Here is a 19,528-nt window from a genome sequence, read left to right as displayed (position 1 = left end):
AATAGGGCCAGTTTGCAGCCGCAAAAAATTCGCGCATCGTGATGCAGAATCCTCTTGCGCCCCCGCCGTGCATTTCCTAATAACCGCCCACACCAAGCGTGGCCCGTTCGTCTATCGGTTAGGACGCCAGGTTTTCAACCTGGAAAGAGGGGTTCGATTCCCCTACGGGCTGCCACATCCCCCAATATCACGACCCAAGTGCAAGCTGCCCTGCAAGGCGGGTTTGGCTTTGCCTCAGCGCCTTCACAAAACGGGCCGTATGCGCGTCCTCAAATCGCGAGATAGGCCCTGAGAGGGCCAAAGCACCAACTAAGCTTCCATCAGGGGCAGAAAGGGGCACAGATATGGCCGCCACATCGGGATCACGCTCACCGCGTGAAATCGCATATCCATCTTGCAAAATTTGTGCGTCCGCCTTGGCCGCTTGGCCCGAATAGGCGCGCAAGATTTTACCACTGGCCCCATAGGTTAATGGCATGGTCGCCCCTTCGGTGACCGAATGGCGGATCGCACGCGCGGGCTCGCTGCGATAAAGGCAGAGGCGGCTTTCGCCATCACGCACATAAAACGAGGCTGTCTCGCCCGTTGCATCCGACAAAGCGCGCAATTCTGGGCGCAAGACATGCGCCAGATCGAACCCGTGCCGATAGGCCGAACCAAGACGCAATGCGCCTGCGCCAAGCCGAAACCGCCCGTCTGCCGCGCGCTGCAGCAGGCCAAATTTTTCAAGCGACACAGCCAAGCGCAGAATGGTGCTTTTGTAGAGGCCCGTGGCACGGGCTAGATCAGCGAGGCTAAGATCGGGCTGGTCCGCCGTAAAGCATTCTAGGATCAACAACGCGCGTTCGACCGCATCCACACCTTTCGACTCTGCCATGCCTTTTGCCCTTATATTCTTGACTCATCCCCAAAATCCTATCAGCCTGTTCTATTATTAGCAATTTTGTTCTACTAGATAGAACACAGCAAAAGGCAAACCTAAGTGGATCGACAAACCCCGCTTCACGGAATTCGCGTATTGGATTTAACCAATGTGCTTGCAGGGCCGTTTTGCTGTCATCAACTGGCGCATCTTGGCGCTGAGGTGATTAAAGTTGAGGTGCCAAAAACGGGGGATTTGGCCCGCCAATTGGGGGCTGACCCTGAGCTCAACAAGATCGGGATGGGGGTTTCGTTTCTTGCTCAAAATGCAGGGAAAAAATCGGTTACAGCCAACCTTAAATCTGAAGGCGGCAAAGAGGTCTTGCGCCGTCTGGTGGCAAGCGCCGATGTTTTGGTGGAGAATTATCGCCCCGGCGTGATGGACAGGCTTGGCGTGGGCTATGAGGCGTTGCGCGATATCAACCCGCGCCTCATTTACTGCGCCATTTCGGGCTTTGGTCAAACGGGGGATTGGTCAGACAGGCCCGCCTATGATCAGATCGTCCAAGGGGCATCGGGCGTCATGGCGATTACGGGCGACACCGATAGCGCGCCTTTGCGGGTGGGGTTTCCCGTGGCGGATACGGTGGGGGGACTGACCGCCGCCATGGCGATTTCCGCCGCCCTCAACGCACCCAAGCGTGGGGCCTATATTGATATCTCAATGTTAGAAAGCCTGATTGCGACAATGGGATGGGCTGTTTCGAATTACTTGGTCGCAGATCAGCGCCCAACGGCGAACGGCAATGAAAATCTGACATCCGCGCCATCGGGCACGTTTCGCGCCAAAGATGGCCCCTTAAACATCGCCGCCAATAAGGACGAGCAATGGATGATCCTTGCTCAGCATATTGGGCGTGCGGATTTGTTGGCGCGCCCTGAATATGCCACCCGCGAATTGCGCAAGCGCAACCGCGCGGCCCTAAAGGCGGAAATTGATGCGGCCTTGGCCGCCAAACCCGCCGCTGATTGGGCCGAAGACTTGAACAAATTGGGCGTGCCCGCAGGCGAGGTTTTTGACCTGCCCGCTATTTTGGATCACCCCGTGATCCGGGGGCGCGACCTGATTGCCACATTCGATGCTGTGGCAGGCGTAGCGCGCCCTGTATCGGTTCTGCGCACGGGCGTGAAAATTGACGGCGCGGCGCTGTCAGTCACGACACCACCCCCTGCCTTGGGAGAGGATGCTGACGCGATCCTGCACGCGCTTGGCTATGGCGTGGACGAAATCAGCACAATGCGCGAAAGGGGCGAGATATGAGCACGGATGCAGACGAAGTTCGCGATTGGTGGCGCAGTTCAATCATCGAGATGGAGCCGGGCGTAATCCGGTTTCGCGGTCTGCCGATTGAGGAGTTGATCGGCACTGTCAGCTTTCCCGCAATGATCTGGTTAATGGTTGCGGGGCGTTTGCCCAACGCGGATGAGGCGGCACTGTTAGAGGCGGCCCTTGTTGCGGCAGTGGATCATGGGCCACAGGCCCCTTCGATTGCGGCGGCGCGGATGGCCGTCACCTGTGGCTTGCCCCTCAACAATGCAATGGCAACTGCGGTGAATATGTTGGGCGATGTGCATGGGGGGGCGGGGCAACAGGCGCTTGAACTCTACTACGACATTGATGCCCGCATGGCACAAGGCGCGGGTTTGACTGCGGCCACCGCAGACGCGATTGCAGACTGGCAGGCCAGCAATGGTAAATTCGTGCCCGGGTTTGGGCATCGCTTTCACAAAGATGGCGATCCGCGCGCGCCGCGCTTGATGGCACTTGTCCGCGACATGGCAGCCAAAGGCAGCATCACGGGCCGCTTTGCCGATATTGGTCATGCTGTTGAGCAATATTTGGGCCAGAGCCGTCCGCGCCCCTTGCCGATGAATATTGACGGGGCCACTGCCGTCATATTTGCGGAGCTTGGCTGCGCCCCCCCGTTGGCGCGAGGGTTGTTCTGCCTGTCACGATCCGTGGGGATCCTTGCCCACGCATGGGAACAAACCCAACAAGGCGGTCGCAATAAGGGGCCGATCCCACCACGGTTTCTGTATAGCTATGATGGGCCAAAACCCACGCCATAGCGGATCTTGGCAGGCGCGCCATTTCCCTTGACTGTAAAGGCGCGCAGGCCTAGATGGCGAAGTGATGCGGGGACTTGGCCGCAGCATCATGGCTACAGGCGCGGCATTGGCGCAGGGCTGCTATCTACAGTGATACGATCATGGGGTTTAAGACCTTTTCCTCTGGCGATGCAGCGGCAGATCGGCGTGCCTCATTTGCCGAGACACTGGCCCATTTAGGCGATGCGGCAGGCGCGGTTGAGGCGTTGAAATCCGCGCTTGAACTCTCGCCTGATTGGGCGGCTGGATGGTATCGTTTAGGGGAATATTACGAGGCCACGGGCGAAGCGGATTTGGCCCTTGCAGCTTGGCGCAAGGCCATGGCCCTTGACCCAAGTGATCCTTTTGGCGCGGCGATGAAATGTGATCTTGTGGCGCGGGTTGACCCCATTACCGACCGCATGCCCGCTGCCTTTGTCGAAACATTATTCGATCAATATGCGCCGCGCTTTGAGAAATCCCTGCGCGAGGGGCTTGGATATCGCGCCCCAGAATTGATTGCCGAAGGATTGGCACGCGCAGGCCTGCGCCACGCCGATGCTGCACTGGATTTGGGATGCGGCACAGGTCTGATGGGGGTTCTGTTGCGGCCCCTTGCAGCGCAGCTTGTTGGGTATGACCTCTCTGCCGCCATGTTGTCAGAGGCGCAAGAAAAGGGCTGTTACGACAGGCTGGAAAAATGCGACATCACGGAACTGGCTCTGATCGGCCCAAGTTATGATCTGATCGTTGCGGCGGATGTGTTCAATTATATCGGCGCTTTGGAACAGGTGATTGGCTGGTGCGCCGATGCGCTTTTGCCAGAAGGGCGGCTTTGTTTCACGGTTGAGGCTGGGGATGCGCCCCTGCGTCTGATGGCATCGCGCCGCTTCACCCATTCACAGGGCTATATCACCGATCTTCTGGCACAAGCGGGCTTTGCCCCGCCGCAGATCACCGAAGCCCCTATTCGCCAAGATCGTGGAGAAGATGTGATGGGGTTGATCGTCTTTGCAACACCTGCCCCCCGCCAAGCCCCCTTGCGCGATGATGATCGCAACGAGGTCATGGCCTAAACCCGCGCCCCGCAAATTATCATTCCAAAAACCGCATGATCGTGCCAGTGATGGGCCATGCGCCCCTGTTAGGTGGGGCACCTGACGATGGATCACAGCATGCGCAGCACCGCAGATAAGCCCGTTTTGGGTATTCTTTTTATGATCGGCTTTTGCATCACAGCCCCAATCATGGACGGGATGGCCAAGCTGACCCCAAATGAAGTGCCTGTGCTGCAAATTGTTGCGGCGCGCTTCGGGGTTCAAGTTGTGATCTTGATCCCCTTGGCGATCATGATGGGGGTCGCCATGCGCCCCACAGCGCGCGATGTTATCGGCCATCTGATGCGCGGCTTGATGCTGCTTCTGGCAACATTTTGCTTTTTTTCGGCCATTCGATACATGCCGATTGCAAATGCTATGGCCATCTTCTTTGTTGAGCCGTTTATCTTGACCCTGATGGGCGGTCTTTTGCTGGGCGAGCAGGTTGGCCCGCGCCGTATCATCGCCTGTATCATAGGGTTTATCGGTGCGCTTTTTGTGATCCAACCAAGCTTTCAGGAATTGGGGTTTGTGGCGTTATTCCCGCTTGGCACGGCTGTGACCTTTGCCGCCTATATGATCCTCACACGCACGATGTCAGATCGCCAACATCCAATCACGCTTCAGGCCTATACGGCCTTGGGGGCATCCGTGCTGATCCTGCCCCTGATCATTGGGTTTGACGGCACGGGCAACCCTTGGCTCGACCCTGTTTGGCCCAATGAATTTGCGATGATGACCTTATTGGCCGTGGGGATCATGGCAACGATTTCTCATCTGTTGCTGTCAGTTGCATTGAAACTGGCCCCCACAGCCACAATCGCGCCGCTGCAATATCTCGAAATCGCGGGATCTGTCGCAGTGGGATATATCTTGTTCCAAGATTTCCCAGACAGCCTGACATGGTTGGGTATCGCGATTATCGTGGGATCAGGTCTGTATGTCTTTGCACGCGAGCGGCGCGCAGATTTGGAACGCCGCCCGACCCCACCTGTCTAAGCCTGAAACACATCTGCATAGGTTTTGCGCATCTCGGCCTTTTGCACCTTGCCCATTGTATTGCGTGGCAAGGCATCGACAATCGCGAAATGACGGGGGCGCTTGAAGCCTGCAAGTTCGGCCTTGGCCAAGGCAAGGATGGCATCCAAATCAATACTGCCTTCTGCCTCAGGCACCAAGACCGCGACCACGCTTTCCCCAAAATCAGGGTGCGGCGCCCCGATGACAGCGCTTTCCTTAACCCCTGACTGCGCATCGAGGAACATCTCGATCTCTTTTGGGTAAATGTTAAACCCGCCTGAGATGATCAGATCCTTACCCCGCCCCACAATGCTGACATAGCCATCCGCGTCAATCTTGGCCAAATCGCCCGTGATGAAAAACCCATCTTCAAGCAGTTCTTCACGGGTTTTTTCAGGCATATTCCAATAGCCACAAAATACATTTGGCCCGCGCACATGAAGCATCCCGATCTCACCCGTGGGTAATTCTACGTGCGTCTCCGGATCACAGACACGCACCTCCACCCCCTTTAGGGGGAAGCCCACCGTTCCTGCGCGCCGGTCCCCCGTATAGGGGTTTGAGGTGTTCATATTCGTCTCAGTCATCCCGTATCTTTCAAGAATGCGGTGACCTGTGCGCCCCTCAAAAGCCAGATGGGTTTCCGCCAAAAGCGGCGCAGAGCCAGACACAAACAGCCGCATATGCGCGACTAAGTCACGGGTAAAGCGCGCATCCTCCAACAGTCGCGTGTAAAAGGTCGGCACCCCCATCATCGTGGTGGCGCGCGGCAGAAGCTGCAAAATTGCCTCTTGGTCAAATTTTGGCAAAAAGATCATCGCATTGCCCGCCAATAAGCTGACATTGCACGCCACAAAAAGCCCATGAGAATGGAAAATCGGCAAAGCGTGCAGCAGCACATCATCGCTTGTAAAGCGCCACTCCTCGGCCAAGGCGCGCGCGTTTGACAGCAGGTTCTCATGGGTCAACATCGCCCCCTTGGAGCGGCCTGTTGTCCCCGAGGTGTAAAGAAGCGCTGCAAGATCATTCTGGCCGCGCGGCACGGGCGTAAATTCCGTGGGGTGTTGCGCCGCGGCACGGGCCAAACTGCCCTGCCCTGAGGCGTCCAAGGTCAGGATTGCCGCCTTGCAGGTTTCGGCAATTGGGGTCAAGGCGGCCAGTTCAGACGGGTCACAGACCACCAGCGCCGCATCCGCATCAGTGATGAAATAGGATAGTTCTGCGGGCGTGTAGGCGGTGTTCAATGGCAAAAACACAGCACCCGCCGTGATACATGCCGCATAAAGCGCCAAGGCAGGCGCGGTTTTCTCAACATGCACCGCAACCCGATCCCCCACCCCCACATCGGCGGCGCGCAAAGCATGCGCCATTTGGTTGGCCAAACCAAGGAATGCGCTATGTGTGACTTCTGACCCGTCCGGCAAAATGAGAAAGCTGCTCTCCTTGCCCTGATGAGGGGCCAATAAAGCGTCAAAAAGGGGGTTGCTCATTTGCGATTTCCTCACTCCTATGGGCGCGCTGATTTGGGACGTTTTATCGCCCTCTGCCCTAAGAGGCGCAACCTTACTGTCTAGAAAGAAATGGTCAAATGCTGAGTGAAAAATCGGGTTTGTTGGATGAAATTCGCGGTCGCTTCGCCCATGTGGACACCTGCCCCTTTGAAGGGCCCCGGGTGTTTTTCGAGAATGCAGGCGGTGCATTGACGTTGAATTCTGTGGTCGAGACCTCGGCCAAATTCGCCGCCATCCCCGACAATCAAGGTCGTGACAACCCTGCCGCCCATGCCCTTGTGGCGCTGATTGACAAAGCAAAGGCCGATATGCGGTTGTTTTTCAACGCACCGAAGGGGCAGTTTTTCGTCGGCGAAAGCGGCACAGAATTGCTGTTTCGCTTGATCCGAACCGCGATTGTGGGCACCGGCACAGGCCGCGTTTTGGGCAGCACGTTGGAGCATCCCGCCTCGCGGAGTGCCGCCGCCCATTGGGCCGAAGTGGCGGGCAAACCCCATATTCTTGTCGCGCATGATGACACCACGGGCACAGTCGGCCCCGAGGCCTATCGCCCCGAAATCACCCCAGATACCCGCGTGGCCACCATCCTGCACACCTCGCCCGTCACGGGCATGGGGGTGGATGTGGGCGCCATTGCCGCCGAAATCCGCAAAATCGCGCCTGATTGCATTATTATCGTTGATGGCATCCAGCACGCCGCGCATGGCAGGCTTGATATCGAGAGCTATGATGTCGATGGCTATGTCATCTCGCCCTATAAGGTCTTCTCGCGTCATGGCTATGGCGTGGCTTGGGTCAGCGACAGGCTGCATGCGATCAAGCACGAACATCTGATTGATGCACCCGGAAACCCGTGGGAATTCGGCACCCGCGATACGGGCGCCTATGTGACCTTTTCCGATGTGGTGGATTATTTTGTCTGGCTCGGCGGTGAAGTTTCAGATCAGACCGATCCCCGCGCGCGGATTGTCGCGGCAGGCGAGGCGATCCACGCCCATGAAAAACACCTCACCGATGCCATGATCAACGGCATTGGCAATATCAAAGGCCTCAAGGATATGGCGGAAGTCGACATCATCGGCGGCCTCGAGAACCCCGCCCGCGAGGGTCTGGTTTGCCTGACCGTCAAGGGCCAAGCCGCGCCTGATATTGTGACCAAACTGCGCGAACGCGGCATCCGCACCCATACCCGCAAGGCGGATCATTATTCAGGCAACGTGCTCTCCCCCTTGGGCCTAGACGCCGCCGTGCGCGTCTCAATGTGCCACTACAACACCGAAACCGAAGTCGCACAATTCCTCACCGCCATGCGCGAGATTGTGGAGGGGGTGTGAGGGGGTTGTGGCCTTATCGGGAATTTAGAACTCTTGAAAATTTTTTGAGCACGCAGCCACGCGCGCGTGGAACGCTTTTCTTTCAATTATTTCAGTCACTTATATTTTGAGCGCGCCGGCGTGTGTTTTGTGCTTGTTTGGGCGACTGAGGCGTGCGCAATTCGTTTGAGTGCGACGCGTGGAGGCAGGGGCAGTCTCAGTCGGGGCGGCGCCAGATGCGGATCCCGGGGCCGTCGTCGGGCGCGCCCACGAACTCAATTCCGCGGGCCTCGAAGAATGACTTTAGTAGTTGAAGATGCCCTTTGGTAGCAGTGGGAACCTTAGCGGCTAGCTCATATCTTTTCAGTGACGACATACTAATTCCGGTGCTCACAGACAGCCCCCTAATTGATAATCCAAGGGCTGCACGTGCCAGAACTATTTGGCTTGCACAAATTTCATGTTGCTCTTGCATTTTGGACCAATTTAGTTCAAAATATGTTTCATGGGTATCCAATCAAATAATTGGCAGAATTTTATCACACGCCTAAACGGTGCATACGCGCCCGCCACGATTAAGTCGTACTATACCGACATGCGCGCGCTAGTCGACTGGTGCGTGAGACATGGCCTCAATTGGGATGCCCTGTCACCCGAGAGCGTGTGTGACTTCTTGGAGCATGAGGCGGAGCGTGGCATGTGTCATGGCACTGTCGTGCGGCGCGTCTACAGCGCCCGCCGTGTCTTCACGCTGGCGGGAGTGTCTGACCCCACCAATAGTCCAGAAGTCGGATTGTGCCTGCGCCGGATCGCTCGGGCGCGGCCGACGCGGCCCAAGCAGGCTCGGGGTCTCAGTCTCGACGCACTACACAAACTCCTACACGTGCAGCCCGACACGCCCTGGGGGCTCCGCAATCGGGCCCTTCTCTCGCTCGGCTATGACTTGTTGGCGCGCCGGTCAGAAATTACCGCGCTGCGCAGCGAGGATGTGATTTGGCGCCGGGACGGCACGCTGGAGGTAATCCTGCGCCGATCCAAGACGGATCAATCTGGTCTAGGCCGCATTGCATTCACGTCGCCGCGCTCTGCCAGTCTCTTGGGCGCCTGGCTGGAGTGCCGCGGCGGCGAGATAGCTCCCCTCTTCTGCTCGATCTACCGCGGCGTGGCTATCAATCGGCCGCTATCTGGCTCCACCGTGAAAAACATCATCAAGTCGAGCGCGCGCGCGGCTGGGTACGACCCCTGGGTCGTGAGTGACTTTAGCGCGCACTCACTCCGGGTCGGCGCCGCGCAGGAATTACTCCGGAGAGGACACGACAGCGTCGCCATAATGCGTGCGGGCGGCTGGCGCACACCCACAATTTTGGCGCGATACCTAGAGAAGGCGGAGCACAACGTCTGGGAAAGTGCTTAGGCACAGTCATAGCCCAGAAAAAACATTGATTGATTGCAATTAATATTTTTGTAAAATCATGGATATACTGGGAGTCATTGAAGAACCGAGATTTGAAGGGTTGACGTTCGAGTGGGCAACGATTCAGATATGCGCATGATCCGTCCCGGTTTTCTCTCCTCTTCAGAACGGCGTGAACTTGAGGTTTGCGTGCGTAGCCAGCGCGAAGATCACGGCGTTGCACGGCGCGCCAATGCAATCCTGCTCCTTGATGACGGTAAGTCCTGTCAGGCTATCGCGGAGTTTCTGTATCTGGACGATGATACCATTCGGGGCTGGTACAAGACCTACCGAGAGGGCGGCTGGGACGCGCTTTCGACCGACGGCTGGAAGGGTGGTCAGTCCCGCATGACGACAGCTCAAGAGACGGAGCTTTGCACCTGGCTGGACGACCGCTTCTGTCGATCGACTGTCGAGATCAGGGCGTACATCGCGGCACAATATGGCGTGGACTATTCCCACTCGGGCTGCATCAAGCTTCTGTCGCGGCTGGGCTATGAATACCGGAAGCCGAAAGGGCTGCCACGCGTTGCATCTGAAGAGAAACAAGCCGAATTCATTGCGCTATACGAGCAGCTGCTGAACGGGTTGGGCGCCGATGAAGCCGTGTATTTCGCCGATGCGGTGCATCCCGAATATCAGACAAAGCCTGCGTTTGGCTGGGTCAAGGCAGGATCAAAGCCCACCGTGACAACCACCGCGGGACGCGGGCGGGTTAATATCCATGGCGCGCTCAACCTTGAGAATTTTGATGCGCCCTTTGTCGAACCAACCACCGTAGACGGGGTCAGTGCCGCCCAGCTTCTGGCCAAGATTGAGGAACGCAATCCTCTCTCGCGGATCATCTATGTCATCTGGGATAATGCGGCTTACCATAAGGGCCCGGACGTGCGCGAATTCCTCAAACGACCAGACTGCCGCATACGACTGATCCAGCTACCGCCTTATTGCCCGCACCTAAATCCGATAGAACGATTATGGGCGGTCATGCACCAATACGTCACTCACAATCGCTACTACCCCACACAAAAGAAGTTCGCAGATGCGATCCTGAGGTTCTTTCGAGAGACCCTGCCCAAAGAGTGGAAAACATTCCGTGATCAGGTGTCAGATAGCTTCAGGGTCGTCACTCACGAGGATTTTCGGGTTTTGGAGTAAGCGCGGTATAAAGAGAAGACTGGAGTGCCTCGTTGTTCCAGAGCCACCGCAGTTGGCCACTAGCCTGCGTGATCAAAAGGCCAGAAATTTAATAGTGAGGACAAATTCTTGGCTTATGAGATTAGCATTGACCTCGGCACTGCCAACATCGTCATCGTCGACAACAAGAATGGCGTCGTCTTAGATGAGCCCTCGGTGATCGCCTACCAGATGAAAAACGGTCAGAAACGCCTCCTAGCGGTTGGGGATGACGCCAAACTCATGCTGGGCAAGACACCGGAGAGTATATTGGCCATCCGCCCCCTGTCCGATGGCGTGATTGCGGATTTTGACGCGGCCCAGGACATGATTTCTGCCTTCTTCAAAAAAGTCCTGAATAATTTTGCCTTCAGGAAGCCGATCGTGTTCGTGTGCGTGCCATACGGCGCCACCCCAGTGGAGAAGCGCGCGATCAAGGCATCCATTGAGGCTGCTGGTGGCCGCCGTGTTGGCCTCGTTGAGGAGCCGATGGCGGCCGCACTGGGCGCCGGAATGCCCGTCCTAGAGCCGACGGGCTCCATGATCGTAGACATTGGCGGCGGCACGACCGAGGTCGCGGTGCTGTCTCTCGGCGGCATTGTCGTGGCGCAATCCATCCGAGTTGGCGGCGATCACTTCGACGCGGCGATAGCGGCATTCCTGAAAAAGAAATATAACCTCAACGTCGGCCTGGCCACGTGTGAAATGCTGAAGTTCGAGATCGGGACCGCCACACCCCCCAGTGACGGCGTGGGGAGGAAGACAAAAGTGCGCGGCCGCCACGGCGTCAGCGGCCTCCCGGAAGAGATCGAGGTCACGCAGGCAGACATGGCCGAGGCACTGCGGCCATTGGTAAACAGTATCTGCGAGGCAGTGATGCTACTCCTGGAGCAGACGCCACCTGACCTGGCGGGGGACATTCAGGAGCATGGGCTCGTTCTCACGGGCGGTGGAGCGGGCCTCACAGGGATCGACAAGGCGCTGAGCGATACGACAAACCTCCCGGCAGTCGTGGCCGACAATCATAAGTATTGCGTGGCATTTGGCACGCAAATTGCAATGAATTTGGGCAGGCGCATTGAGCACGCAATTCAGCGAGATCCCTAAGAAATTGGTGGTCACGGCTGCCTTTTGGCGAGAGGGGCCGCGTGACGTTGAGCGCACCATGATGCTCTGGAGTTCCTACAAGGGGTAGTAATAGAACTGCCGAAGCCCGTCAAATGAGAAGCCTTCGATCAGGCGATGGCTAGTACCCAGTCACACTGCGCAGCGCGCACTCAGACAACAAAAGCGGCATCTATGCCGGTGCCGCCGTCGCAAATCGGCGCGTTCAATTGACAAACTCTCACCACGCTGGTGGTGGGAGGAGTGCCATGAACAATCACTTTCGAGACAGTCGCAAGATTGACCCCAGTCGCGGTGCCGTCACCGGCGACAATACCCCCAATGACCAAGATCGAATTGAAATTGGGCCTACCCAGCTTGCCTATGCAGAGTGGGCCGATGCGGGTCTCGTCCTGCCTGATTTGCAGGAGATGCGACGGTTTCGTTGGGCTCGCCTGACGCAGGCTATTCAGGCGCGCGGCTACGCCGGCCTCTTGCTCTTTGACCCCCTCAATATTCGCTATGCGACTGACAGCACCAACATGCAGCTGTGGAACACCCACAACCCATTCCGCGCAGTCCTGCTCTGTGCGGACGGGTATATGGTCATGTGGGACTATAAGAACGCGCCATTCCTGTCACAGTTCAATCCCCTAGTGCGCGAGGTCCGGTCCGGGGCTGATCTCTTCTATTTTGATCGCGGCGATAAAATTGACGTGGCCGCGGATCAATTCTCCAATGAGGTGAGGATCCTCCTTGAGGAGCACGCCGGCCAAAATCACCGCCTCGCCGTTGACAAAATCATGATCCACGGGCTCCGCGCGCTCGAGGTGCAGGGTCTGGAGATCATGGAGGGCGAGGAATTGACCGAGAAGGCCCGCTCAATTAAGGGGCCCGACGAGATACGGGCCATGCGCTGCTCGGTCCACGCCTGCGAGACCGCCATGCAGAAGATGGAGGACTTTGCCCGGATCGAGGTGCCACGCGGCGGAGTTTCAGAAGACGACATATGGGCGGTGCTGCACGCGGAAAACATTCGCCGAGGGGGTGAGTGGATCGAGACACGCCTCCTCACCTCGGGCCCGCGCACCAATCCATGGTTTCAGGAGTGCGGGGGACGGATTGTGCAAAACAATGAAATCATAGCCTTCGACACTGACCTCATCGGAAGCTATGGCATATGCACTGACATGAGCCGGACTTGGTGGGTGGGCGATCAGCGCCCTCGCCCCGACATGGTGGAGGCAATGCGGCACGCCCACGAGCACATGATAACTAACATGAGCTTACTGCGGCCCGGCATCAGCATCCCAGAGCTCGTGGCGAAGTCGCACCGCCTCGCAGACAAATACCAAGCGCAAAAATATGGGTGCCTGATGCACGGCGTCGGACTGTGCGACGAGTGGCCGTTGGTGGCTTACCCCGACCAGGAGGTCGCCGGGGCATTCGACTACATTCTGCAGCCCGGCATGACGCTCTGCGTGGAGGTACTGGTGAGTGAAGTGGGACAGGATTTCTCGATCAAGTTGGAGGACCAGGTCGTCATCACTGAGTGCGGATACGAAAATCTCTCGACCTATCCGTTTGATCAATATCTTATGGGTGAGTGAACACGCAGCAATCTGACGAGACATTGAGGCCATGAAAATTGTCTTCTACGGTGCAAATGCCACAACCTTTCTACCGGGATTGTCTGACCTGTTAGCGACCCCCCATGAGATCACCAGCGTACCGGACGCGGTTGATCAAATTGCTCAGGATGCACTTAACGCAGCAGACGTTGTAGTGGGTGTCCACTTCAAGTCCCCCGTCACAGCTCGAAATGCGCAACTATTCCAGCTACCCGCAGCAGGGTACGACCAGGTGGCATTTGACGCTCTTCCGGCCACCTGCAGAGTGTGTAACGCCTTTGGCCACGAGAATGCGATTGCAGAATATGTAATGTCTGCCCTCCTCTCCCGTCACGTCCCCCTAGCGACGGCAGACGCTCAATTGAGAGCGGGCACCTGGAATTTTTGGGCGGGCGCGGGCCCCACGGCTCTGCGAACCGAACTGGGTGCTCAGAGCATTGGGATCATTGGCCATGGCCACATCGGGCAGGCCGTCGCGGAGCGGGCGGCAGCCTTTGGCATGGCGGTGCACGTTGCCAATCGAAGCCCTGTCACGGGCGAACGCTATACCGCCGTTTACGGTCTAGACGAACTCAACAATATGCTGAGCGCGGTTGACATTGTCGTCAACACGCTCCCGCTCACGCCCTCCACAGTCTCATTGATTGACGGCTCAGCCTTCACCGCCATGCAGCGCCACTGCGTCTTCCTGAACGTGGGTCGTGGCGGCGTGGTAGATGAAGACGCGCTATATGACGCCCTCGCGGACAAGACAATTGGCGGCGCAATCATAGATACTTGGTACAGTTATCCGACGGATACCTCCACACCACACCGCCCCGCGACACGCCGCTTCGAGGAGCTGCCAAACATAGTTATGACGCCGCACATGTCGGGATGGACAAGCGGCACCATAGCGCGGCGACAGGCTACAATCGCGGATAACATCACGCGCCTGGCTGAGGGCCTGCCCCTCATCAATCAATTGAATTAGGAAACTTTGGAATGACCAAGATTACGCGCGTCACCCTCACTGAATTTGAATTCGAGGCCGCAAATCTGGCACCGTCCGCCGGGGGCAGCTCGATCGGCGGGCTTCACTACCGACCCGGCGCGTCCACGCCAATCAAAAAATACGCGGTTGAAGTCGAGACAGGAGATGGCTGCATTGGAAGCTACGTGGTGCACTGGGGGGCATCACTCTCAGTATTCGGGCAAATGCAGATGCTGGCACCAATGCTTATTGGACGCGACGCGGAGGAGCGTGAGGGTATATACGACGACCTCAAGCGTGAGGCTCGCCAGTTTGATCACATGGGGCATGGGCCGATTGATATTGCCCTCTGGGATTGGCAGGGAAAAGCACTGGGTTGCTCGATAGCCACACTACTCGGTAGCCACCGGCGGGAATTCCCCGCCTATGCCAGCACCTACCACGGCGACCGCAGTGGCGGGCTAGACTGCAAGGAGGCCTACGGTGACTTCGCCTTAGCCTGCAAGGAAATGGGATATCGCGGCTTTAAAATCCACGGCTGGCACGATGGCAATGCCCGAGAGGAGGCAGAGTTAGTGCTTCACGTGCGTAAGGCTGTTGGCGATGAGATGACGCTGATGCTCGACCCGGCCTGTCAGTTGCGCAACTTCGCGGACACGCTCTACGTCGGGAAGGCCTGCGACGAGGCCAATTACTTTTGGCTTGAAGATCCCTACCGCGACAGCGGCGTCTCAGCTTTTGCCCACAAGAAATTACGCGAAATGTTGCGCACTCCGCTGCTACAAACTGAACACGTGCGTGGCGTTGAACCCAAAGCTGACTTCTTAATTGCGGGCGGCACTGACTTCCTGCGCTCTGATCCCGAATATGACATGGGGATCACGGGCTGCCTTAAAATTCATAATATGGCCGAGAGTTTTGGCGTGGATGTCGAGGTGCATGCCTGTGGGCCCGCGCATCGCCATATGATCGCCCGCAGTCGTAACTCAAACTTCTACGAGGTGGCCCTGGTGGGGCCTGACTGCCCAAATGCAGTGCCGCCAGTGTACGAATGCGGCTACACTGACCAACTCGGCTGCATTGACGAAAACGGCATGGTCCAATTGCCTGATGGCCTGGGGCTTGGCGTGGCTTACGACTGGGAGTTTATTGCCGCGCACAGAACACATCAGATCGTCTACAATTAGCGGGCCGATCACAATATTGGGCCCTGAGCTGGCTATTGGATCTAATCCACACTAGAAACATGATTGAGGCTCAAAAGCACCTTCGGCAGAGAGGCGGCATCCGCACCGCATGAAAAATTTTATTCCAAAAATCGTTGAAGAGAGCCTTAAGCTGTTGGTGCAGCGCCCCGAGTGGGTTCAAGTCGGCGCACTGTGCTATCGCCACAAAAAAGGGAAATTACAGATCCTTTTGGTTACGAGCCGCGGCACAAAGCGCTGGATTATTCCGAAGGGCTGGCCAATGCCGGGCAAGCACGGGTCCCCCGCTGCAAAGCAAGAAGCTTGGGAGGAGGCTGGGGTGGCTGTTGCTCAGATCGAAAGCGAACCGCTCGGACAATATCGCTATCGCAAGAAAATGGCGAGTGGCCTGGCACTGCCCGTCACGACTTTTGTGTATTCCTGCGAGGTATCGAAGGTCACAAAAAACTACCCCGAGAAAAGCCAGCGTAAGCGTAAGTGGTTCACCCCGAAGAAGGCAGCCAAAAAAGTTTCGGAACCCGAATTAAAAAAGATGATCTTAGATTTCTCGACAGCGGTAGCCGGACAAGATACACCCGTGGGGCGCTGACGAACTTCACGGCCTTGGAGAGAGATATGGCACAAAATCAGTTTGATCCAAGGCACTTGGAGACCCTCGACCGTGACCTCGACCGTCTTTCTGCAATTGAAGTTGCGTCTAATTATGTTTCACGCCCAATTGTTGGCCCCAGCCTTGCGTTTGTTTTCATTGCGATAGCCGGTTTAGCCAGTGCCACAATGTTCGGCTTCTCCGATGGTGGCTTCCTAATTGTGTTGGCAGCAATTTTTGGTGCCTACATGGCACTCAACATTGGAGCCAACGACGTCGCAAATAATATGGGGCCAGCCGTAGGTGCAAAGGCAATTACAATGGCCGGCGCAATCGCGATTGCCGTTGTATTCGAGAGCGCGGGCGCGCTGATTGCGGGCGGAGATGTGGTCTCGACCATTGCGAAGGGCATTATTGACCAATCCGCACTGTCTAACACCCAGAGTTTCATATGGGCTATGCTTGCCGCCCTATTGGCCTCTGCCCTGTGGGTTAACTTAGCGACTTGGATTGGCGCGCCAGTGTCCACCACTCACTCAGTTGTGGGCGGGGTCATGGGCGCGGGTATCGCCGCCGCGGGGTTGGCCAGCGTTAATTGGCCCACCATGAGTGCGATCGCGGCGAGTTGGGTCATCTCACCCGTGTTGGGTGGCGTCATCGCGGCGGGCTTTTTGGCGCTGATCAAGTCTCGGATCATCTATCAGGAAGATAAAATTCAGGCGGCTCGAAAGTGGGTCCCGATTTTACTTGGAATTATGGCCGGTGCATTTGCAACTTACTTGGCGCTCAAGGGCATCAAGAAGATAGTGAAGATTGATCTCACCACAGCGCTCGGTATCGGAGTGGCAGCGGGCATCTTAGTCACAATCCTAATGTTTCCAGTGATCAAGAAACAATCCGAGGGATTGGAAAATAGAAATAAGTCGCTCAAGGTATTGTTCCGCATACCGCTACTCGTCTCGGCGGCATTGTTGAGTTTCGCACATGGGGCAAACGACGTGGCCAATGCCGTGGGTCCGCTTGCTGCCATTGTGCAGGCCTCGCAATCAGGTATGGTGGAAAGTACCGCAGCCATTCCCCTTTGGGTCATGATTATTGGGGCGCTCGGGATCTCATTTGGCTTATTCCTATTTGGCCCCAAGCTGATCCACATGGTCGGCAATCAAATTACGAAACTTAACCCAATGCGGGCCTACTGCGTGGCCCTCTCAGCGGCAATCACGGTTATCGTGGCCAGCTGGCTCGGGCTACCAGTAAGCTCAACTCACATAGCGGTTGGTGGTGTCTTCGGAGTGGGCTTCTTCCGAGAGTGGGATGCAAATCGGCGGCGCCAGAGACTACAGATTGGTCTATCAAAATCTGACCTACCGGGGCGCGAGGAGAAGAAGCGCCGCAAGCTGGTACGCCGGTCACACTTCATGACGATTATCGCCGCATGGGTGATAACAGTCCCATCTGCGGCCTTAATTTCAGCAGCAATTTACTCGGTATTTTCAAACCTCTAAGACGGCTATTGTCTAGCCAGCGTTATTTGCTAGCCCATAGGCAGTCCGCAGGTGGTTAAAGTGGCGTGCCGCCATACCACGATAGGCCACCCAACCCTCTGCGGTGTCCCTCGCCACTTTATCCTCCAGCACCGCCAGGGGGCGTCCAGTTGCATAGGCCAGCATGAGGGTCTGGGCCGCACGCTCGAAAAAATATAGATCCTCAAACGCATCGGCAACGGTAGGTCCCGCGACAGTGACGCCGTGGTTGCCCATCACGAGCACTGATTTATCAGTCAGTGCCTCTGCAATCCTTTCGCCTTCCTCTAGCGCGTCCGCAATGCCACCAAAGTGCAGATCATACGCGACCCGGCCGAAGAAGCGTGCAGTGTTATTGTCAATCGGCCAGAGTGTGGGGTCTTCAAGGCAGGCTAAGGCAGTCGCATAGGGCGAGTGCACGTGCAACACCACACGCGCGCTCGGCAGTCGCCGGTGGATTGCCCCATGAATACACCAAGCAGACGCATCGGGCGCGTTATTCCGCGTCATGACGGATGGGTCACCTGAATTCAAGGCCAAGAGATCCTCGGGACTGATGGTCGCAAAGTGCTGCCACCGGGGGTTTAGAAGAAAGACTTTGCCATCCGGGTCTAGCGCCGCGCTGAAGTGGTTACCGACACTTTCGCTCCAGCCGAGAGCGTGACAAATTCGAAACGCATCGGCTAATTCTGCGCGCAGGGTAATTTCATGCTCCTCCATCATGACTTGAACCGCCCCTCACTGACCAATGCGCGATATGTCGAGCGCATCTCGCCGCGATCAACGTAGCAACCTCGCAGATAGCGATCTCCACTCGTTGCTGAATAGGCCGCGCGCCCGTGAACAATTCGGTGATTATCGAACACCATGCACTCGCCGCCCTTCATCATGAAGCGCATCATATACCTGTCCTCTTGGAGCATACGGCCAAACCGGCAGAAGGCGGGGTAATACTCATCCAACAGCGTCTGATCGAGGTCAAAAATATCTGCCATGTGCTGGCTAATTGTGAGACCCGACACCTCGCCATGATTGTCGAGTTCAATCACAGTCTGGCGTGAGCGTGCATCGTAGTGGTCGTGTTCACAGAAAAACGGAATTGAGATCGTTGAAAGGAGCTCAAACCCCCGTGGGTCTCGCAGCCGGAAATCATTAGCCACTGCCACGCCGTCAGAGTAAAGGCTCTGCCCTCCCTCAACTGTGTTGACACGACAGTGAAGGAACTGAATGCCCGGCGCAAACTCCTCTGCGGGTGTGTCTGTGTGTAGCTCGAGCGCAGCCGAGGTGTAGGCGGTGTTGGTTGGATTGATGTGAGTGCGCACATCAAAATAAGTGCCGAAGAATGTCGGGCGAACATACCCCATCAACTCAGCAGTCTGGGTCAATCCCTCGTCACTGTCGGGCATGTCCGTGACTATCGTAAAGCCATAGACGAGCATGGCCTCAATCCACGCTGATCGCTGTCCAGTGTCTGCAAGGAGATCCGGTTGCGCAAAACGCGGAACATTGGGGTAGTGATCGCTATACCAAGCCTCACGCTTGAGGTCGGCTGGATCTGGGCGGGGCTTGCCAATTGCATAAGTTTCAATCCAGTCTAGCGGCATGCGCGTCACGTGATCCTCGTCTAACCACTCAACCTGCAGGATACCATCAGCAATCCGGGCTGCTTTCGCTCGTGGCGGTTGCTCTAAATGAAAAATGTCAAAACTACGTTCACGCGTTATTGGGCTGAAGGAACTAGGGCAATTGTCGCGCAGCCAATAATAATTTAGGTAGCGACGGCCCCGCTTGGGCAGGGTCACGAACAGGCCCCTATTCCCCAACTCTACTGCCATTACGACTGAGGATTTTCCGTCAAGCATTACTTTGGTCCAGATGATTACAATAATTAAAAATTACAATTGCACATTGATTTTTTAATTAT

The 19,528-nt window shown here is 56.6% G+C and carries 17 protein-coding genes and 1 tRNA gene; 14 read left to right on the top strand and 4 right to left on the bottom strand.

All coding sequences use genetic code 11. The annotated features are described in order from the left end of the window. Positions 1–100 precede the first annotated feature (100 nt). Positions 101–175 (top strand) — tRNA-Glu (locus tag I3V23_12195). A 12-nt stretch (positions 176–187) separates the two neighbouring features. Here I3V23_12195 and I3V23_12190 read toward each other — a convergent pair. Beyond that, complete coding sequence (locus tag I3V23_12190) at positions 188–877, bottom strand: IclR family transcriptional regulator (GenBank protein ID QPI85288.1); 690 nt, start codon at positions 875–877, stop codon at positions 188–190. Between the two features lie 105 nt (positions 878–982). On the opposite strand from I3V23_12190, the gene I3V23_12185 reads away from it, so the two are divergent. The 4 genes from I3V23_12185 to I3V23_12170 all read left to right on the top strand — a co-directional run bounded on the left by I3V23_12185 (position 983) and on the right by I3V23_12170 (position 5,105). Continuing rightward, positions 983–2,182 carry a CoA transferase gene (locus I3V23_12185; protein ID QPI85287.1) on the top strand — a complete coding sequence of 400 codons (1,200 nt, stop codon included), beginning with the start codon at positions 983–985 and terminating at the stop codon, positions 2,180–2,182. Further along, entirely contained in the window at positions 2,179–2,991 is an 813-nt protein-coding gene (locus I3V23_12180) for a citryl-CoA lyase (GenBank protein QPI85286.1), read from the top strand. Before I3V23_12185 ends, I3V23_12180 begins: the two co-directional genes overlap by 4 nt. A gap of 140 nt (positions 2,992–3,131) precedes the next feature. Continuing rightward, positions 3,132–4,085 (top strand): methyltransferase domain-containing protein, encoded by a 954-nt coding sequence (locus tag I3V23_12175; protein QPI85285.1) that lies wholly within the window; start codon positions 3,132–3,134, stop codon positions 4,083–4,085. Between the two features lie 141 nt (positions 4,086–4,226). Then, complete coding sequence (locus I3V23_12170) at positions 4,227–5,105, top strand: DMT family transporter (protein QPI86829.1); 879 nt, start codon at positions 4,227–4,229, stop codon at positions 5,103–5,105. On the opposite strand, the gene I3V23_12165 is transcribed toward I3V23_12170, so the two are convergent. Then, a complete protein-coding gene (locus I3V23_12165; GenBank protein ID QPI85284.1) occupies positions 5,102–6,616 on the bottom strand; it encodes a malonyl-CoA synthase in 1,515 nt (504 codons plus the stop codon). The two genes, I3V23_12170 and I3V23_12165, sit on opposite strands and share 4 nt — an antisense overlap. A gap of 98 nt (positions 6,617–6,714) precedes the next feature. Here I3V23_12165 and I3V23_12160 point away from each other — a divergent pair, with 98 nt between their 5' ends. The 9 genes from I3V23_12160 to I3V23_12120 all read left to right on the top strand — a co-directional run bounded on the left by I3V23_12160 (position 6,715) and on the right by I3V23_12120 (position 17,586). Next, a complete protein-coding gene (locus I3V23_12160) occupies positions 6,715–7,971 on the top strand; it encodes an aminotransferase class V-fold PLP-dependent enzyme (protein QPI85283.1) in 1,257 nt (418 codons plus the stop codon). 484 nt (positions 7,972–8,455) lie between these two features. After that, positions 8,456–9,364 carry a tyrosine-type recombinase/integrase gene (locus I3V23_12155; GenBank protein ID QPI85282.1) on the top strand — a complete coding sequence of 303 codons (909 nt, stop codon included), beginning with the start codon at positions 8,456–8,458 and terminating at the stop codon, positions 9,362–9,364. A gap of 135 nt (positions 9,365–9,499) precedes the next feature. Next, a complete protein-coding gene (locus tag I3V23_12150; GenBank protein QPI86828.1) occupies positions 9,500–10,561 on the top strand; it encodes an IS630 family transposase in 1,062 nt (353 codons plus the stop codon). A 108-nt stretch (positions 10,562–10,669) separates the two neighbouring features. Beyond that, complete coding sequence (locus tag I3V23_12145) at positions 10,670–11,686, top strand: rod shape-determining protein (GenBank protein QPI85281.1); 1,017 nt, start codon at positions 10,670–10,672, stop codon at positions 11,684–11,686. Positions 11,687–11,952: 266 nt separating this feature from the next. Continuing rightward, the gene (locus I3V23_12140; GenBank protein ID QPI85280.1) at positions 11,953–13,293 is read left to right on the top strand and encodes an aminopeptidase P family protein; all 1,341 of its coding nucleotides are present in this window, start codon (positions 11,953–11,955) and stop codon (positions 13,291–13,293) included. Between the two features lie 31 nt (positions 13,294–13,324). After that, on the top strand, positions 13,325–14,287 hold the full coding sequence (locus tag I3V23_12135) for a phosphoglycerate dehydrogenase (GenBank protein QPI85279.1): 963 nt from the start codon (positions 13,325–13,327) through the stop codon (positions 14,285–14,287). An 11-nt stretch (positions 14,288–14,298) separates the two neighbouring features. After that, positions 14,299–15,474: a mandelate racemase gene (locus I3V23_12130; protein ID QPI85278.1), complete on the top strand. Its 1,176-nt coding sequence runs from the start codon at positions 14,299–14,301 to the stop codon at positions 15,472–15,474. 109 nt (positions 15,475–15,583) lie between these two features. Beyond that, the gene (locus tag I3V23_12125) at positions 15,584–16,081 is read left to right on the top strand and encodes an NUDIX hydrolase (GenBank protein ID QPI85277.1); all 498 of its coding nucleotides are present in this window, start codon (positions 15,584–15,586) and stop codon (positions 16,079–16,081) included. A gap of 26 nt (positions 16,082–16,107) precedes the next feature. After that, complete coding sequence (locus tag I3V23_12120; GenBank protein QPI85276.1) at positions 16,108–17,586, top strand: inorganic phosphate transporter; 1,479 nt, start codon at positions 16,108–16,110, stop codon at positions 17,584–17,586. Positions 17,587–17,598: 12 nt separating this feature from the next. Here the strand turns inward: I3V23_12120 and I3V23_12115 are convergent, their stop codons facing one another. Both I3V23_12115 and I3V23_12110 read right to left on the bottom strand, forming a co-directional pair. Beyond that, complete coding sequence (locus I3V23_12115; GenBank protein QPI85275.1) at positions 17,599–18,327, bottom strand: class II aldolase/adducin family protein; 729 nt, start codon at positions 18,325–18,327, stop codon at positions 17,599–17,601. Next, positions 18,324–19,439 (bottom strand): TauD/TfdA family dioxygenase, encoded by a 1,116-nt coding sequence (locus I3V23_12110; GenBank protein QPI86827.1) that lies wholly within the window; start codon positions 19,437–19,439, stop codon positions 18,324–18,326. The genes I3V23_12115 and I3V23_12110 overlap by 4 nt, the downstream gene beginning before the upstream one ends. Between the last annotated feature and the right edge of the window lie 89 nt (positions 19,440–19,528).

The sequence above is a fragment of the Rhodobacterales bacterium HKCCA1288 genome (genome assembly GCA_015693905.1).
Lineage (GTDB): Bacteria > Pseudomonadota > Alphaproteobacteria > Rhodobacterales > Rhodobacteraceae > M30B80.
This window is presented reverse-complemented; position numbering and strand designations above follow the sequence as displayed.

Coding starts and splice junctions, on each gene's coding strand:
- I3V23_12130 (QPI85278.1), top strand. CDS start 14,299: ATGACCAAGATTACGCGCGTCACCCTCACTGAATTTGAATTCGAGGCC.
- I3V23_12165 (QPI85284.1), bottom strand. CDS start 6,616: ATGAGCAACCCCCTTTTTGACGCTTTATTGGCCCCTCATCAGGGCAAG.
- I3V23_12135 (QPI85279.1), top strand. CDS start 13,325: ATGAAAATTGTCTTCTACGGTGCAAATGCCACAACCTTTCTACCGGGA.
- I3V23_12110 (QPI86827.1), bottom strand. CDS start 19,439: ATGGCAGTAGAGTTGGGGAATAGGGGCCTGTTCGTGACCCTGCCCAAG.
- I3V23_12175 (QPI85285.1), top strand. CDS start 3,132: ATGGGGTTTAAGACCTTTTCCTCTGGCGATGCAGCGGCAGATCGGCGT.
- I3V23_12120 (QPI85276.1), top strand. CDS start 16,108: ATGGCACAAAATCAGTTTGATCCAAGGCACTTGGAGACCCTCGACCGT.
- I3V23_12125 (QPI85277.1), top strand. CDS start 15,584: ATGAAAAATTTTATTCCAAAAATCGTTGAAGAGAGCCTTAAGCTGTTG.
- I3V23_12115 (QPI85275.1), bottom strand. CDS start 18,327: ATGATGGAGGAGCATGAAATTACCCTGCGCGCAGAATTAGCCGATGCG.
- I3V23_12170 (QPI86829.1), top strand. CDS start 4,227: ATGATCGGCTTTTGCATCACAGCCCCAATCATGGACGGGATGGCCAAG.
- I3V23_12180 (QPI85286.1), top strand. CDS start 2,179: ATGAGCACGGATGCAGACGAAGTTCGCGATTGGTGGCGCAGTTCAATC.
- I3V23_12155 (QPI85282.1), top strand. CDS start 8,456: ATGGGTATCCAATCAAATAATTGGCAGAATTTTATCACACGCCTAAAC.
- I3V23_12140 (QPI85280.1), top strand. CDS start 11,953: ATGAACAATCACTTTCGAGACAGTCGCAAGATTGACCCCAGTCGCGGT.
- I3V23_12160 (QPI85283.1), top strand. CDS start 6,715: ATGCTGAGTGAAAAATCGGGTTTGTTGGATGAAATTCGCGGTCGCTTC.
- I3V23_12190 (QPI85288.1), bottom strand. CDS start 877: ATGGCAGAGTCGAAAGGTGTGGATGCGGTCGAACGCGCGTTGTTGATC.
- I3V23_12150 (QPI86828.1), top strand. CDS start 9,500: ATGATCCGTCCCGGTTTTCTCTCCTCTTCAGAACGGCGTGAACTTGAG.